Annotated in this window: 20 protein-coding genes; 4 read left to right on the plus strand and 16 right to left on the minus strand. The window is 38.8% G+C overall.

Features of this window, described 5'->3' with window-relative positions:
* Nucleotides 1-339 precede the first annotated feature (339 nt).
* Nucleotides 340-1,746, minus strand: coding sequence for a stalk domain-containing protein (locus NSQ49_RS04150; protein WP_159862555.1), 1,407 nt, complete (start codon nucleotides 1,744-1,746; stop codon nucleotides 340-342).
* A 183-nt stretch (nucleotides 1,747-1,929) separates the two neighbouring features.
* Here NSQ49_RS04150 and NSQ49_RS04155 point away from each other — a divergent pair, with 183 nt between their 5' ends.
* Nucleotides 1,930-2,319, plus strand: coding sequence for a DUF7147 family protein (locus NSQ49_RS04155; protein WP_159862554.1), 390 nt, complete (start codon nucleotides 1,930-1,932; stop codon nucleotides 2,317-2,319).
* A gap of 32 nt (nucleotides 2,320-2,351) precedes the next feature.
* On the opposite strand, the gene NSQ49_RS04160 is transcribed toward NSQ49_RS04155, so the two are convergent.
* From NSQ49_RS04160 to NSQ49_RS04180, 5 genes are all read right to left on the minus strand, one after another.
* Nucleotides 2,352-2,627 (minus strand): YlbG family protein, encoded by a 276-nt coding sequence (locus NSQ49_RS04160; RefSeq protein WP_159862553.1) that lies wholly within the window; start codon nucleotides 2,625-2,627, stop codon nucleotides 2,352-2,354.
* A 155-nt stretch (nucleotides 2,628-2,782) separates the two neighbouring features.
* Nucleotides 2,783-3,220, minus strand: a complete 438-nt coding sequence (locus NSQ49_RS04165) for a YlbF family regulator (RefSeq protein ID WP_251282774.1) — start codon at nucleotides 3,218-3,220, stop codon at nucleotides 2,783-2,785.
* Between the two features lie 59 nt (nucleotides 3,221-3,279).
* A complete protein-coding gene (locus tag NSQ49_RS04170; RefSeq protein WP_159862551.1) occupies nucleotides 3,280-3,711 on the minus strand; it encodes a hypothetical protein in 432 nt (143 codons plus the stop codon).
* Between the two features lie 117 nt (nucleotides 3,712-3,828).
* Complete coding sequence (locus NSQ49_RS04175) at nucleotides 3,829-4,071, minus strand: YlbE-like family protein (RefSeq protein WP_251282772.1); 243 nt, start codon at nucleotides 4,069-4,071, stop codon at nucleotides 3,829-3,831.
* A gap of 12 nt (nucleotides 4,072-4,083) precedes the next feature.
* A complete protein-coding gene (locus tag NSQ49_RS04180) occupies nucleotides 4,084-4,491 on the minus strand; it encodes a YlbD family protein (protein ID WP_251282771.1) in 408 nt (135 codons plus the stop codon).
* Between the two features lie 160 nt (nucleotides 4,492-4,651).
* Between NSQ49_RS04180 and NSQ49_RS04185 the strand changes: the two genes are divergently transcribed.
* Nucleotides 4,652-5,149, plus strand: a complete 498-nt coding sequence (locus NSQ49_RS04185; RefSeq protein ID WP_159862548.1) for a PaaI family thioesterase — start codon at nucleotides 4,652-4,654, stop codon at nucleotides 5,147-5,149.
* 13 nt (nucleotides 5,150-5,162) lie between these two features.
* Nucleotides 5,163-5,537 carry a hypothetical protein gene (locus NSQ49_RS04190; protein ID WP_159862547.1) on the plus strand — a complete coding sequence of 125 codons (375 nt, stop codon included), beginning with the start codon at nucleotides 5,163-5,165 and terminating at the stop codon, nucleotides 5,535-5,537.
* 18 nt (nucleotides 5,538-5,555) lie between these two features.
* On the opposite strand, the gene NSQ49_RS04195 is transcribed toward NSQ49_RS04190, so the two are convergent.
* The 3 genes from NSQ49_RS04195 to NSQ49_RS04205 form a co-directional block, all read right to left on the minus strand.
* A complete protein-coding gene (locus tag NSQ49_RS04195) occupies nucleotides 5,556-6,590 on the minus strand; it encodes a CAP domain-containing protein (RefSeq protein ID WP_251282770.1) in 1,035 nt (344 codons plus the stop codon).
* A gap of 222 nt (nucleotides 6,591-6,812) precedes the next feature.
* Complete coding sequence (locus tag NSQ49_RS04200) at nucleotides 6,813-7,244, minus strand: CBS domain-containing protein (protein ID WP_159862545.1); 432 nt, start codon at nucleotides 7,242-7,244, stop codon at nucleotides 6,813-6,815.
* 3 nt (nucleotides 7,245-7,247) lie between these two features.
* The gene (locus tag NSQ49_RS04205) at nucleotides 7,248-7,889 is read right to left on the minus strand and encodes a CAP domain-containing protein (protein WP_251282769.1); all 642 of its coding nucleotides are present in this window, start codon (nucleotides 7,887-7,889) and stop codon (nucleotides 7,248-7,250) included.
* Between the two features lie 233 nt (nucleotides 7,890-8,122).
* Here NSQ49_RS04205 and NSQ49_RS04210 point away from each other — a divergent pair, with 233 nt between their 5' ends.
* On the plus strand, nucleotides 8,123-8,482 hold the full coding sequence (locus NSQ49_RS04210) for a YugN family protein (RefSeq protein ID WP_159862543.1): 360 nt from the start codon (nucleotides 8,123-8,125) through the stop codon (nucleotides 8,480-8,482).
* 85 nt (nucleotides 8,483-8,567) lie between these two features.
* Here the strand turns inward: NSQ49_RS04210 and NSQ49_RS04215 are convergent, their stop codons facing one another.
* The 7 genes from NSQ49_RS04215 to ctaD form a co-directional block, all read right to left on the minus strand.
* Nucleotides 8,568-8,924, minus strand: coding sequence for an Asp23/Gls24 family envelope stress response protein (locus NSQ49_RS04215; protein WP_236566135.1), 357 nt, complete (start codon nucleotides 8,922-8,924; stop codon nucleotides 8,568-8,570).
* Nucleotides 8,925-9,112: 188 nt separating this feature from the next.
* The gene (locus NSQ49_RS04220) at nucleotides 9,113-10,285 is read right to left on the minus strand and encodes a GNAT family N-acetyltransferase (RefSeq protein ID WP_251282768.1); all 1,173 of its coding nucleotides are present in this window, start codon (nucleotides 10,283-10,285) and stop codon (nucleotides 9,113-9,115) included.
* A gap of 130 nt (nucleotides 10,286-10,415) precedes the next feature.
* On the minus strand, nucleotides 10,416-10,883 hold the full coding sequence (locus tag NSQ49_RS04225) for a DUF420 domain-containing protein (protein WP_159862541.1): 468 nt from the start codon (nucleotides 10,881-10,883) through the stop codon (nucleotides 10,416-10,418).
* 239 nt (nucleotides 10,884-11,122) lie between these two features.
* Nucleotides 11,123-12,025: a cytochrome c oxidase assembly factor CtaG gene (gene ctaG / locus NSQ49_RS04230; protein ID WP_159862540.1), complete on the minus strand. Its 903-nt coding sequence runs from the start codon at nucleotides 12,023-12,025 to the stop codon at nucleotides 11,123-11,125.
* 181 nt (nucleotides 12,026-12,206) lie between these two features.
* Nucleotides 12,207-12,542, minus strand: a complete 336-nt coding sequence (gene ctaF, locus NSQ49_RS04235) for a cytochrome c oxidase subunit IVB (RefSeq protein ID WP_159862539.1) — start codon at nucleotides 12,540-12,542, stop codon at nucleotides 12,207-12,209.
* Nucleotides 12,543-12,546: 4 nt separating this feature from the next.
* Nucleotides 12,547-13,176, minus strand: coding sequence for a cytochrome (ubi)quinol oxidase subunit III (locus NSQ49_RS04240; RefSeq protein ID WP_251282767.1), 630 nt, complete (start codon nucleotides 13,174-13,176; stop codon nucleotides 12,547-12,549).
* On the minus strand, nucleotides 13,176-15,044 hold the full coding sequence (gene ctaD / locus NSQ49_RS04245) for a cytochrome c oxidase subunit I (protein WP_159862537.1): 1,869 nt from the start codon (nucleotides 15,042-15,044) through the stop codon (nucleotides 13,176-13,178). The genes NSQ49_RS04240 and ctaD overlap by 1 nt, the downstream gene beginning before the upstream one ends.
* Between the last annotated feature and the right edge of the window lie 19 nt (nucleotides 15,045-15,063).

A 15,063-nucleotide genomic window follows, 5' to 3' on the forward strand; every position in this document is an offset into this window, starting at 1 on the left:
AACCTGCAATATTTCAATTTCCCAGACTGCTGAGATTGGAAAACTGTTTTTTTCTATCCTATCCTACCATACCTTACAATTTGTAGCCAACCGGCAACTTGAAAGCGAAATCATGATCTGGAAAAAAATATAGTATTAAGTGTATATCCATGAGGATTGTGGAAATAATGTAGTTAACAGCATCTATTCAAGGATGTTGTTGCCAACCGCGGAGAAGACTTACGTTTCCCCATAAGTTCTTCCTCCGGTTTCTCCTCTCCCTTTGCCTTCTATCCTGAAAAGGATATAGAAGGACCCTGCAGTTAACTGCAGGGCTTTTTATTTTGTATTCATTTAGTCCTAATACGGATTCAGGTGAATTCCGCCATCTTTTTCTTCAGCCGTCACTCTGAAGAGTTTTTTTAACCATTGGATCTCCATCCATACAGTTCCGTTTTGCCTGGTTAGCGGATTAATAAGCAATCCATAATCCTCTTCATTATAGATGAAAACATTTTTTTCCAAATAAAACCGATAACTGTTATTCCCTTTTGACAAAAGGATCGTATCTTCGCCGGATAAGAACTTGACATCATATCCCAATGCCTGCATCGTTTCTGCAAAAGGAAGAAAAATTAAGCCATCCCTATAAATTAAATTAATGCTTCCCATATCAGCACCTGACACCAAGAGCTTTTTGTCATCCTGAAAATACAGTGGAACAAGCTGTCCTCCGCTTATGATATTCATGGTGAAAAATTGGGTGTGCAGTCCTTTAGCATTGCCTAAAAGCTTGTCTAGCTTTTCCGCATTTAGAGATTCCACCTGAAATACATTTATAAGAAAATCCTTTTGTTCATCTTCAGTCAGCTCCCCCTGCAATTCCTTCAGGGCTTTTGCCGCTTTTGCTGACTCAGGTTTTGCATCTAATACGCCTGCTGTCAAAGCATCAATAATCCAGGCAGGAGTATCACCTGCAAACAATCTGTGAAGCTGCAAAGCAATAAGCTTTTTCTCCAGTTCGTTGGTTTTAATATGAGGAGATGCAATCAGGATATGTTCATCCCTATATTCTGGATAAAGATTGGTAAGGATGATTGACATAAATGGAAATTTCCCTAGATCATTTAGTTTCTTAAAATCCAGGCTTGCCTCCTGACTATCTGCTGTGAATGCATCTATATTGTTTATTGATGTCTTCAATAGCGGTTCCCCTTGCCAGTAAAGGGATGGAATTTCTCCAGAGCCCTCGAAAAAATAATAATCGATATGATCTAATTTCTTTTTGGCTTTCAGCCTGATTCCTGCAGCCCATGAACCCTCTCTTTTGATAGAATCCGAAATGGATATGGACAAGCCCTCAGCCTTTAGACCCGGGATTTTTACAAACCAATCAGTTAATAAAAGTGCCTTACTTCTTTCATTTATCGGTACAGTATATTCAAATATCATTTGACCATCGCCAGAAAAAAATGTATAAAGAATTTCGTCTGCTGAATCACAGGGTTTTCCGTTCCCATCTTTGCAATTCCAGTTATATAGAGTGTCGGGGATATCAAGTCTATATTCTTTACGGGCCATAAGCCCGTATAACTTTTGGGTGATTTTTAGTTCTTTCAGATGCGTTTCAACTGTTAGTTCCTGTGTAATCGCCTCGGAACTTTCCAGTGAATTTGCGCGATCAGAATAAGTCTGCCACTGCCACAGCATCATACATGAAATAATTCCAGTAAATATAAAAAAAATAAATAAAGATGCCTTCCACATTACTATGCCCTCTTAGTCCTTTTTCTTTTAACCTAACAATACCAAAAGGGAAGGACATCAGTCACATTAATTTTTATAAATTTTATAGTTTTTTTCCATTCTATTTTTATGCAGGGAATGATAGTATTGATGGGGAAATTCATATAAAAAGCATATACCTGGAGTATTAAGGAGGTTCAAATTTTGATACAGCGTTTTATAGAAATTGGCGAAGGTTACTCTGACATTTATGAATTAATTGAAATAGCGCGGGCGAACAAGCATCGATTATCACACATGGCCGCTTTCCATACGAGCATCAATGATAAAGAAATGACATCCCTGGCGGTCATATTAAAGCCGACAGATCCGGGAGAATTTCAGCCTTTATATATTTGCCGTGAGGGAATACCAAATCCAGAGTCAACTCCAAATAAGAGGTATAATCTTTTCGAGAATGCTGCGAAGGAACTGAATAAAGAGATAATTCAGCTGACAGTAAAACCTTCTGCCATTTTTAATGAAAAGGAATTATATTATCAGTATCTGATTGGAATTCTAAGGCTTAATCATTTTATTGCACCTTTGCATTAAACGAGAAAAAGGCTTGAGCTTTGCTCACGCCTTTATATTCCCATCTTATAATCATATTCCTTCGCTTTGTCCGGTTTGGAATTTTCAAATTCCGTTTTTAGGAAAGGCTTATAGGAGGGTTCCACTTTTTTTACAAAAGAATATGAATTTATCTTCTCCATAATTGTTTCCGTATCGGCAAGATCACAGTATAGCACTACATATTTAAGCCGCTTTGAAACATAATGAACATTTCCAAATCTTCTTAACATTTTTGCCTGTTTTAAAGAATAAAGCCATACAACAATTCCTTGCCTTTGACCAAGCATATATTTTTCCCCTTCGGTATTCGTTTGTTTTATTTAGTCTAGCACAGAAAAATAATAGTTTTCAATGGGAAGGTTCACAAACTGCATTTTTTGTCCAAAAGAAAAACCAGCCTGAGCTGGTTTTGTTTTGAAGGTTGACTCTAGGGAAAGCTTTTCTATGAACACCCGCAGCTGCCTCCAGAACCGCAGCCTCCTCCGCAGCTGGATTCAAAGAAAGGATTACCAGTGGGAACTTTAATATGTTCAGACACAGACCTTCCTATCAGCGTACTCACTTCATCCAGGAGGGTTTGCAGTTCAGTCTCTGCTCTTCTGAACTCTGCCACATGAATATCCATGTCCATGTCTCGCTTTAGCTCCCTAATAGACATCATCACCCTTTTGTACTCCGGATGATATTTGCCAAATCGCTGAACTTCTTCATACAGTTCTTTCATTTTGATAAAATCCTGTATCTTCCGCTGGGTTTCACGGCTGTTCTTTAATTTATATAAACTTTTGCGGTATTGTTCCGCTTCTTCAGATTCTGTAATCATCGCTGCAAGCTCGTCAGCTTTGTCCAAAATAGCCACTCTTTCTAATGTAGCAAGCAAAATAGCTCACCTCCGTTTCTTATTTTATCATGAAACGGTTTAAAGCTAAAGCAAGTAGACTAAGGGATCACCACAATAAAATCTCTTTTTAAAGAGACATCGGCATTTTTTCCTTTAACAAGTTCCAGCCCAATTCGATGTTTTCCTGAAGGAAGCCCTTTGATGATAAAAGCAGCTGAATGGATTTCCTCCTTCTTCTTTCCGTTTAGATACAGGATAATTTTCCCTTTTTCTTTGCTGCTTTGTTTTCTAAAGGACACATCCTGCACAATACATTCAACAAGTACATCTTTCCCCTTAATTTGATGCCTGACATAAAAAGGATCCTTGGCTTCACTTTCCACCCCTGAAACAGGCATTAATGGTTCTGCTGTTTCTTCATTTGCAGGAGTACTGGCCGCCATTTTTGTTTCTGGCTCAGGAATATCTTTATGGCACGCTGTAAGAACCAAAATAACCAGCAATATTAAGAAGTATTTTTGGCTTTTCATTATTTTAACACTCCTTTAGGATGTATTCCGTAAATATCTAATAAAGTTAGTGTTTGCCCGTCTGATTATTTTTACTCCATAACAAATAAAAAGCTCTCTCTTGTTCGAGAAAGCTTTTTAATTGGATTGAGAATTCATGGCATGAAACATGCTCATCATCATGGAGGCCATTTGAACTCCATTCGTAATTTTTTCAACCTTATGGGGAATCGTTTTTTTATAATAGTGCAGTGCTGCCACTTCCAAAGATTGAATCTCATTCGGATTTCTGCTAAGTTTTCTATACCAGTGAGGCTGTTCACGGATAAATTGCCTAAGCTCCTGCTTTTGTTCAAGGTACTCGACGATATCTTTTCTCATCTGTTCAACCCCTTAATCCTTTTTAAATGTAAAAGGGCTGCTTGGTTTTGTCACACTTGGCTTTGAACCTCCTGATGGTATCTGGCCCCCGCCCTGAAATTGTGAAATAACCCCCTGCACAGCTGAAAGTGCCCGGCTGAGATTAGTGATGTACCCCTGCATTTGATTTGCATCCATTTGCTTAAGAGTACCCATAATGTTTCCCATCCAGTCACTTTTTTTCTCAATGTTCTTTTGTGTATTATCTTTGTTTTCTCTCAAGGAATCCCACCTTGGATCTTCTTCACCAAGCAAATACCAATCCTCATATAATTCCTGCCATGTTGTTTTTCCATCCCTTACTTCTTTGATGATCCGGGGATTCTGTTTTACAAACTCTTTGAACTTTTCAACAGAGGGGTGAAGCTTCGTTTTGGACATGCCATATCACCTCGTTCTGATGCAAATGCCTATAATACCATATGAAAATGAATGAAAAAGGTGAATAAAAATGGCTGCTTTATTGGTCCATTTAAATTCAAAAATTCAGCCATTAATGTTACTATTATGAATGCAGAAAGATATTGAAAGGTGAACGATAATGAATAAAGATCTTATGGAGTTATTCAATCAGTGCACAAAGAATGCGACTGACGATGAAATAACAGCTTTAGAATCCCTGCTTTTAGGTTTTCAAAAAAGACAAACCGGGCAAAACAGCTCATATATAGGCGGTATGCTTCATATGGAGCGGCACATAACTGAAGATGTGTGCATACTGACTGTTCCTTTGAGTGAGATTGTCAATAATCCGCTCGGAATTCTCCATGGGGGAATAACTGCAACAATAGTTGACTCTGCCATGGGAACACTTGCGGCTTCCCTGCTTCCTGAAGGTTTTGCTGCTGTTACGACACAGTTGAATATTCATTATCTCGCTGTCGGCAAAGGGGAATACGTAACCTGCCGTGCCGCTATTGACCATAAGGGAACAAAAACCATGGTATTATCTGCAGATGTAATCCGTTCGGATGGCAGAAAAATTGCACAGGCAACAGGCAGCTTTTTTATCATCGAAAAGAAAAATGTAAATAATTAAAGGCGGTGGGAAGATGGTCACTGCTATCGTCATACCAATAATTTGCCTTTATTTTTTTTGGCTGACTAAAAAGGAAATGCGGGATGGTTATGAGAGGTGGGCGAAACTGGCAGATGTTCCTGAAGAGGCCATTATTACAGGTGAAATCGTCCATCTAAGCGAGCGCAGGCAACGGTATCATTACAGCCGCTATGTGCATGTCCTTGAACTAACCGTCCAGACAAAGAGCTTCAAATATTCAAATATTAAAAAAATAACTCCAATAATGTATAATACCCAAACTCCTTCCGTCAAGATCGGTGACCATGTTCACTTGTATGGAAATTGGAAGGATGACTTTTTTCAGGTTGGCAGGATTCAGATTACTCCTAACAGAAAAGAGCCTTAATTTAGGCTCTTTTCTCTTTTAGCTTTCGCCATCGGCTTTTTTTATGAAGTTTTGCGTATAATGCTTTTTATAAACCCCAACTCCAAGATGGGTAAATTCTTCTTTCAGGAGACTATCCCTATGGCCCTTACTGTTAAGCCATCCTTCAACTACAGCAGGTGCATCCGTATAATTTGCAGCAATGTTTTCCCCAGCTGCCTCATACAGCACCTCTTTAGCTTGAAGCCGGTCCTTCAAATCTCCATAAGTTTTGGAAGTATGTGAAAAGTCATTGGATTCGTACATATCTTTACTGTGATCTAATGCTGCTGATGCAGTTTGATCATCCCATTTCAGCGGCTGTAAATGATGTCTGACTCTTATAACATTAGTGATGTCGAAAATTTGCTTCTCTTTCGCTCTCTCAACTTCTTCTTCGAGGGCAGGGGAAGGCAAGGGAGACTCCAATAATTCACCACGGTAAACCATTTCATACGGGCGAAGCTTAATTAAAGTGGCTGCATCCATTAACCTCACGCTGGATAGCGTTCCTGTAAACCTGTCTATATTCAGCTGCGAATAAAAATCTCCGACCATTACAAGCGGCCTTGTATTGAGGTCATCTTCTGATAATTCAAAGCGATATGAGCTGCCTTTTACTTTAAGGCTGAATTCTGTTTCAAAAAAGACGGATGAATATAATTCACCAATGGGCTGCCCAATTTTAAAAGGATAAATGTCTGAGTCTTCTCCTGTCACAAACAAACTGACCACTTTATTATTGCTGACGCCAGCCTGAATATATTCCGTGCTGCTTATATCATAAATCCACCAATCGTAGCCGAAAAAAGACGGGTCTATTCTGGACGGCTCTCCCAAACTTCCTTTGAGCTCCCCTGATGATTTCCCCATGAGTGCTGCCACACCCTTTTCAGGAAACCCCGTATTGGAAGATAGGTTATTTTCCTTATTATTTATATCTTTAATTGTGCTTTCCTGACTGACAAGTATTTCCCCTTTTTCTTTGCGATCAATATCGATGTAAAAGCCTGCTGCCAGAAAAATGCAAATCAATACTAAAATTCGGAAAAGCGCTCGCAGAGAACCTTCCCCCCTTCGATTACTCACTGTTTCTTAGGCATTTTACTGTGATTTCTTTTAAATGAATTCTAAATGGAATAATTGCATATATACTATTTATCATACCATTAGGCGTATGGTTTATCTATTATTTTCGATAAGTTCCGAATTCAGCAATCTTTGCTACAAAAAAAAAGAACACCGAGTGGTGTCCTCTTAATGCTGTGCTCCAGTTTCATGTTTTGAAATATCAGTCAGGGCTTCACCAGCCTGGTCATCTGTTAAATGACGTACCGCAAAGTCGCCCAAAGATACTATTCCAACTAGCCTGTCCCCTTCCACAACAGGAAGCCTGCGAATTTGGTGTTCAGCCATCAATCTTGCTGCTTCCTGAGCCTCTGTATCCCTCGTAACAGTTACTAAGTGGCTGCTCATAATATCTTCTACTTTAGATGAGGCAGGGTGTTTTTCTGCCACACAGCGCAGAACGATATCCCGGTCAGTAATCATTCCCACGAGCTTATCATTATCCACGATTGGGATAGCTCCTACGTTTAATTCTTTCATCTTAACTGCCACTTCGTAAACATTGTCTAATAAAGAACAGCTTTCAACCTGGTCTGTCATAATATCGCTGATTTTTTCCACTTTTTATCCTCCTTCGTTTTTTTCCACAATGAAAATAGTCCAGTAATGACCGTGCAGTCCTCCTTGACTATATCCGGAGCCAAAATGAGTTGCCTTTTTGCTTAGAATATTTTCCCGGAGGACTGCAGAATTCATCCAGGCATTAAACATTTCATCAGCTGTTTTATAGCCTGCCCCGATATTCTCTTTTACGGTCTTAAAAGATATTTGCTGATTCCTCAGCATTTCTGTAGGATTTCCATAAGTAGGAGAATTATGTGAAACATATTGTAGTTTCATCATATCCGACGATTTTTTTTTGGCGGCAATATTCAGTTTTACATCTACTGACAACGGCTTTAACCTTAATTCCTTTCGCTTTTCATTTGTAAGTCTCATTAGCTCATTTTCATTATCATCCATTTTAGGAAAATCATTCCACTTTCCACGGCTGGGAATGATAATAATTTCACCAGGAAAAATCAAATCAGGATTTTCAATTTGAGGGTTGCTGTTAATAATGTCCTGAAGGTCTTTCTGAAATTTTAGTGCAATTTCCCAAAGTGTATCCTGCTGCTCAACTCTGTAATCTGCTGCAGCACCTGCAGACAGTGGTGTAATAAATAATAGCAAAAAGAAGATACTGATGACTTTGTATTTATGCAATTGACGCTTCCCCTTTCACAGTTTAGCTGCTGCGAGTACAGTTGTCCCAGATATGCCGGCCATGGTGTAAATTTTCGGCATTTCAGTTATCGTTCTTCGACAGACGGATGTTTTCTTGCATGAATCCGTTGCAAGTTACGCTTTTTTCTACTATTATTAAATTTGAGATAAACTTGTTAAAATTATGCATGGATCGTTCAACACAACCATGGATGTTTTCAGGAGGGACAAATATGAAATTTGAAAACACAGGTCTGGAAAATAAAAAAGCAGACTTAACCCGCTTAGATGAAGTAATGCTTTCTCACGGCCTGGTCCGTGAAGGGCAATGGGATTATGAAAGAGTTACATATGACCGTAAATTCGAATTAAAAGAGGGCGTTTTTTACCTTCGTGTATTTGGATATGCGGTTGAAGGAGATGTAGGAGCTCATAGAGCAACTATTCAACTTATGACCCCGCTTCTTGGCAAACATTATTATCCGCATGGGATAGAATATGGTGAGGGCGAAAGCTTCCCTAAATCATTAGTAAGCCAGTGCGAAAAAACTTTGAATGAGATAAAAGCAGAGATTGACCAATTCGCTGAGTAATTTTATTTTCTAAAGATTACTGAATTAGAAAAGACGCATGGATATCATGCGTCTTTTTCATATTAGCTTATAGGGCCTTTATAACTTAGTTTTCAGAAAGAGCGTTTTCTGCAGATATTATTTTTTGAACTGAGAGATCTACTCTTTTAACCTCAAGTCCCGTTAAATGGACAATTTCATCCTTTATTTCTTTCTGAATCCTGAGCGTTTCCTCCAAGATATTTTTACCTTTTACTATGTTAAGCTTTATTTTCAAATATACTTCAGTGTTTCTGAAAAATATGGAAATCGGCTCGTTTTTTTTCTTAAAGAATGTGAATCTTTCATGCTTAAGCGGAATGACACTTTTTTTTTCCTCCAGGCTGGATTCTACAATTGCGGAGATTATGTCACTGGCTGCCTGCATCGTCTCGAAGTTAAGATGATCGTTATTCATCTTCATTTCACTTCTTTCTGTGCGATTTTTTAAACAGGGCAACAATCTCTCAGGGAAAATGCATTAATTTAATTTTTATAATATGTAATGCTTAAAATACTAAAAGTGTTACAGTCTATTTATCACCGCCTTGATAAGGACTAATATTTGACTGTCCAAAGAAAAAAAGCGCCACCTTGGACGCTTTTATTTCCTTAAAAGAAATCATAGAAAAAGGACTTTTGCACAGGAATTTTTCTTTCAAGTATTTCCAAATCATTTCTGGGACCCTTTATTTCGCCAAGTTCATATAACTCTATGGGCCTTTTGTAGCCAATAACTATTGCTGAAAGGGCATTAATAGACATATGCAAACCTTTTGCGGGAGGGTTTGCACATCGGCTTCCTTCCTTCTCTTTAAACAGTCTGACGCCGTTTTCAGAAAGTAAGTAGCTTCCTTGATTCCATGGTGCATGGTGGTCCTCAATATGAAGAAAAACATTTTCGCTATTGTCCTGGAATTTATATTGCATAAGACATTTTTCAGCATTAACGATTCTTCCCATAAAGTACGGAAAAACCTCCATTTTTAAACTGGGCTGATTCAAATAATAAGGAAATGGGTCATGTACAGAGGTGGTGATCTTTACTTCCTCAACCATTGAGTCATGCTGACAGATAAAATTCCATAAATTCACTCTAGCTTCCTGGTTTAGAGCTGCAAATCCTTCGATATCCATTTTATTGTCTTGGACCTTAAATAAGATATAGCCCTGTCCCTCACCTGATTCATCAAAGTACACTGCAATCTGGTAATCAGAATACACAAAGTTCTCCCACCAATAGGTGTCTCTTACAAGCCCTCCTGAATACCGCTGCATAAATTCTTGATAAATCTTTTCGATGGTTAATGTGTGCTGATTCTTAGTAAACCGCTTAATGGCCCCTGAAGATTTCCCCGCCATTTTTAAATTAATTTTCTTAATATGCGTTTTCTTATATTCTGTGAATATCTCCCATCCGTATTTTCGATAGAACGAAATATCAAATGGATGCAAAAATGAAAATAACTGACCCTTATTATTCATTTCGGCTAAAGCGTACTTGATCAGTTTACTTACATGGCCTTTTCTTCTATATTCAGGATATGTCGCCACCCCGGCAACACCTCCCATATCCCAATCAAAACCATTAATATGAACCTTAAGGGGGATGATGTGAAGCTTGGCAGCCAAACTTTCCTCTTCCCAAATACCAAAAATGTCATGAGTTTTTAAACGTTCTATCCGGGCCGGGATGTCAGCTTCAGGCACATTGTACTGGAAGGCATACATGGAAAGCTTTATGGCCTCTTTAAATTCGCTCTCAGTTAATCTTCTTACCGACACAAAATCCACTCCCAATTAAAATATCATTATTAATATTCGCCATATAGCCAATATGTCCTTTTAAATAATATGCGGATAATATTATAGGCATAAAAAAATACCGCTAACAGCTAGCGGCATCTTAAACCTGTTACGTACCCAGGATTGCTTTTATTACAGAGGTAGTTTCTCCTCCATGGTAGAAAACATACAGCAGCAGATAGACTGCAACACCTGTTATGCCGGTAAAAAACCAGACAACACTGGTTATCGGTCCCAATTTCCTATGTGCAGCAACTTTATTTTTATAGCCAGTATATAGCGAACAAATTCCTAAAACTGCCCCCACAGTTGCCAGTGTAATATGGAAAATTAAAAAGATCGTATAATAAATTTTTATATCATCAGGGCCGCCAAAAGCAGTATTTCCAATAAAAACTGTCCTGCTGGCATAAATGATAAAGAAAATAACAGCAAACACAGCTGCTAAAGTCATTGTTTTCTTATGAGCCTCAAGCTTCTTTTTACTGATTTGCACCCAGCCAATAGCAACCGTTATTGCACTTAGAACAATAAAGGTTGTGCTTATGGTTGGGAGTATAGGCAATGAGTATTCCATAAATTCTTCCTTTCTCCAAATAACAGTTTAAAAATCTAATTCACGTTTTTTCTCACAAAGATCATTTTATTAAAGTGTACTATATTTTTCAACAAACTGTTTGGCTTTAAGGAAAAGTTCCTTAAATGTTCAATATTTATTTAAAACCCGGTGATCATTATTATGCAATATGCCAACATTTTTACTTTATTGAAAAAATCAACCCCAGCCTCTGACTGGAGTTGATTTTTATTTTTTATTTATTTTACTAAATGAGGATTTAGTATTGTTTCTTCTTCTGAAGGAGTAATTTCCTGTTCTTTTTTGTACCATGCATAGAAGATTTGAGCAAGAATAAAGCCATATACAATTTCCTGGATAATCTTCATGATGACCCCGCCAAGCTGCTGATCGTGTATAAGTGACATTGAATTAAACATTTCAGGCCCGCTAAGATTCAGGCTTGCCAGTGTCGCAGAAGGTACACATAACTGAAGGGCCTGCGCCCATGCATTCGGATCAGAATAGGTACTGTACATTGGAGTATCTGAAAAAATGATTAGAGCACATGCAGGAGTCAATAAAACACCATTTGCAAAAATATACCCTACCTTCTTTAGACCGTCCAGTGACTCCATTTCAGGAAGTTCATTAATAGTTGGCCACCACATAAAGATTGCCAGCAGAAACAGGCCAGATGTGTATACAGTATGAAGCATCATATCCGTTTTAACCACATCAAAAACATCTGGTATGTGGTAGATTGAAAATACTCCATTGAACAGGATAATAGCTATTAATGGCTTTGTAAAAATATTGAATACAGGTTTAATAGCTTTATGATTAACCACTGCTCTCCACACCCATTGGGGAATTCCCATAACTACAAGCGGAGGAACAACTAAATACAGGACAGCCATCTGAATCATATGAGCATAGAACATTAAATGGCCCATTAGGTCAAGCGGGGAACCTTTGATCGCATATAACACAATCATACCGATTGTAAAATACACACCCTGCCTTTTGGTTAATGGCTCACTATCTTTGAACCTTCCACGGTACTTGACTGTTAACATATAGTATCCTGCAAGAATTAATGCAACAAATAAAAAGAAATATGGACTCCAAAGAGCACGGAAACCGAATATTTCCAAAGACATGCTATCACCTCATTGAATATTGCTCAACCTGCCTTGAACGTAACCAATTCTAATCTTATATTGACAAGTACTATTATACCCTCTTCAGCCTGCAATCTCAATAAGCCCGAATTTGGGTAATGATTACAAACTCTGCTTTACATAAAAAGAAAATCGGCCTTCAGCCGATTTTCTTTTTAACTTACCACCAAATAACGGTCAAGAAAGCAATGATTGTAATGAATCCGACAAATGCTCCCGAATATAAGAACAAAGACGGTGCTTCATGACCTTTATGACTCATATGCATGAAATAATATAATTGAAAAACTACTTGCACGAGAGCAAGAATCAGAATGAATGGCACTACAAACCATCCAGAGAAACCTTCATAACCTGCTGCAACGAACGCAACAATTGTCAGGAAGATCATTAGTGCAAAAGTGATAACCTGGTGTTTCATCTCATCTGCACTTTTTTTGCGTCTATATTCAATGTCTACTCTTGGGTTACCTGAGTTTGGTTGTTGATTGGCCATCAGTTTATCCCACCATTCCCATTAAATATACTACTGTGAAGATGAATACCCAAACAACGTCGATAAAGTGCCAGTAAAGGCTGGCCACATAAAACTTAGGAGCATTGTATAGGCTCAATCCTCTTTTGTTGTTGCGGATCATCAAAGTAGTGATCCAAAGTAAACCGAATGCCACGTGAGCACCATGGAAACCAACTAATGTGTAGAAGGCTGAACCGAAGGCACTGCTTGTGAAGCTATGATGGAATTCATGCACATAGTGATTGAACTCGTAAATCTCCAAACCGAGGAATCCAAGCCCAAGTAAAACAGTAATTCCAAGCCATAGCTGCATTTTTTTGAAGTCGAAATTCTTCATGTGATACATAGCATATACACTTGTCAGCGAGCTTGTTAGTAACAGCATTGTCATAATGAATGCCAATGGAATTTCAAACAAGTCTTTCGCAAGAGCCATGTCACTGCTAGGTACTTTGTCTTTTAAAGCAAGATAAGTAGCGAAAAGGGAGGCGAATAAAACTGTCTCTCCCCCAAGGAAAAACCAGAAACCTAAGAATTTGTTCTTGGCTTCGAGGGTTTGCTTTTCAGGCGACGCAGGCCATGTTTCGTAAGTCATTTTTTGTTCAGCAGCCATTATGCCTTAACCCCCTTATCATTATTATCTTCCAAATCTTCTTTGTGAATGTGGTATCCATGATCATCCTTGACAGAACGTACAAACATAGAGCCCAGAGTAATAAGCATACCCACGATTAGTACCGGGATACCCCAGCTGTGTTCTGCGCGGTACATTGCACCAAATGCGGCAACAAATAGACCTAAAGAAATCACAAATGGGATGAAAGAGTTATTAGGCATATGGATATCACCAAGCGGCTCTGCAGGTGACATGCCTTTTTTGCCTTCCATTTTTTCAAGCCAATATGCATCCAGACCGCGAACAAGCGGAAGCTGCTTGAAGTTATAGAACGGAGGCGGTGATGGAATAGCCCATTCTAATGTACGGCCATCTCCCCAAGGGTCATTGCCGACTTTTTCATTTTTAACACTTGTAATAACAATATTAACTAACATAATGATTACTGCGGCTGCCATGAAGAACGCACCTACAGTACTTACCATGTTCGACGTTTCGAAACCCTGTCCAGGAAGGAAAGTGAAAATACGTCGAGGCATTCCCCAAAGTCCGAGGAAATGCTGAATAAAGAATGTTAAATGGAATCCAATAAAGAATAATACGAACGTAATTTTTCCAAGGAATTCGTTTAACATTGTACCGAACATTTTTGGCCAGTATAGATGTGCGCCAGCAAATAATGCAAACACAACACCGCCGACGATAACATAGTGGAAGTGAGCAACTACAAAGTAGCTGTCATGATACTGGTAATCCTGTGCCGCAGATGCAAGCATTACACCAGTAACACCACCGGCTACAAATGAAGGAATAAAGGCAATAGCCCAAAGCATCGGAGTTGTGAATGTAATGCTTCCGCCCCACATTGTAAATAGCCAGTTAAAGATCTTAATACCAGTCGGTACTGCAATTGCCATTGTTGCTACAGCAAAAATCGCGTTTGCAATCGGACCCATACCAGTTGTAAACATATGGTGAGCCCAAACCATGAAGCCTAAGAAACCAATAAGAACCGTTGCGAATACCATTGAAGAGTATCCGAAAAGGCGCTTTCTTGAGAAAATCGCAAAAATCTCGGAGAAAATACCGAAAGCCGGCAATACCAAGATGTAAACTTCAGGGTGTCCAAAAATCCAGAAGAAGTGCTCCCAGATAATTGTATTACCGCCCATAGCAGGATCAAAGAAGTTAGATCCAAACATACGGTCGAAAATTAACAGAAAAAGTCCTACTGTTAAAGCTGGAAAAGCAAATAAAATCAATGCTGATGTAACAAATGTAGCCCAAGTGAACATAGGCATACGCATGTAGGTCATACCAGGAGCACGCATGTTAATAATGGTAACAAGGAAGTTGATTCCCCCGATTAACGTACCAGCACCTGATATCTGCAGTCCGAGTGCATAGAAGTCGATTCCATGCCCTTCAGAAGCAATTGAAAGTGAAGCATAAGAAGTCCAGCCGGCATCAGGAGCTCCGCCTAAGAACCATGATAGGTTCAAGAAAACTCCTCCGAAGAAGAACAGCCAGAATCCTAAAGAATTCAAGAATGGAAATGCAACGTCACGCGCACCTATCTGAAGTGGCATAACAGCATTCATAAAAGCAAAAATCAGTGGCATAGCTGCCAAGAAGATCATCGTTGTACCGTGCATAGTTAAAATTTCATTATACAATCCGGCACTTACAAAATCATTATTTGGTACTGCAAGCTGGATACGGATGAACATGGCTTCCAATCCGCCAAGCAAGAAGAAAAATCCGCCAGCTATAAGATAAAGGATTGCGATTTTTTTATGGTCAACTGTTGTTAAGTAGTCCCATAAAACCGCTCCGAAACCTTTTTTTTGTGCTAAGGTACTCACAATTTTACCTCCCTTTTCA

It is taken from the genome of Cytobacillus sp. FSL R5-0377, from assembly GCF_038004385.1.
In the GTDB taxonomy this organism is placed as follows: Bacteria; Bacillota; Bacilli; order Bacillales; family Cytobacillaceae; genus Cytobacillus.

Excerpts from the sequence above, each read along its gene's own strand:
- NSQ49_RS04150 (WP_159862555.1), bottom strand. The coding sequence starts at position 1,746 with ATGTGGAAGGCATCTTTATTTATTTTTTTTATATTTACTGGAATTATT.
- NSQ49_RS04225 (WP_159862541.1), bottom strand. The coding sequence starts at position 10,883 with ATGGAATACTCATTGCCTATACTCCCAACCATAAGCACAACCTTTATT.
- ctaF (WP_159862539.1), bottom strand. The coding sequence starts at position 12,542 with ATGGCCAATCAACAACCAAACTCAGGTAACCCAAGAGTAGACATTGAA.
- NSQ49_RS04240 (WP_251282767.1), bottom strand. The coding sequence starts at position 13,176 with ATGGCTGCTGAACAAAAAATGACTTACGAAACATGGCCTGCGTCGCCT.
- NSQ49_RS04175 (WP_251282772.1), bottom strand. The coding sequence starts at position 4,071 with ATGAGAAAAGATATCGTCGAGTACCTTGAACAAAAGCAGGAGCTTAGG.
- NSQ49_RS04170 (WP_159862551.1), bottom strand. The coding sequence starts at position 3,711 with ATGAAAAGCCAAAAATACTTCTTAATATTGCTGGTTATTTTGGTTCTT.
- NSQ49_RS04180 (WP_251282771.1), bottom strand. The coding sequence starts at position 4,491 with ATGTCCAAAACGAAGCTTCACCCCTCTGTTGAAAAGTTCAAAGAGTTT.
- NSQ49_RS04210 (WP_159862543.1), top strand. The coding sequence starts at position 8,123 with ATGAAATTTGAAAACACAGGTCTGGAAAATAAAAAAGCAGACTTAACC.
- NSQ49_RS04215 (WP_236566135.1), bottom strand. The coding sequence starts at position 8,924 with ATGAAGATGAATAACGATCATCTTAACTTCGAGACGATGCAGGCAGCC.
- ctaG (WP_159862540.1), bottom strand. The coding sequence starts at position 12,025 with ATGTCTTTGGAAATATTCGGTTTCCGTGCTCTTTGGAGTCCATATTTC.
- NSQ49_RS04160 (WP_159862553.1), bottom strand. The coding sequence starts at position 2,627 with ATGCTTGGTCAAAGGCAAGGAATTGTTGTATGGCTTTATTCTTTAAAA.
- NSQ49_RS04190 (WP_159862547.1), top strand. The coding sequence starts at position 5,163 with ATGGTCACTGCTATCGTCATACCAATAATTTGCCTTTATTTTTTTTGG.
- NSQ49_RS04185 (WP_159862548.1), top strand. The coding sequence starts at position 4,652 with ATGAATAAAGATCTTATGGAGTTATTCAATCAGTGCACAAAGAATGCG.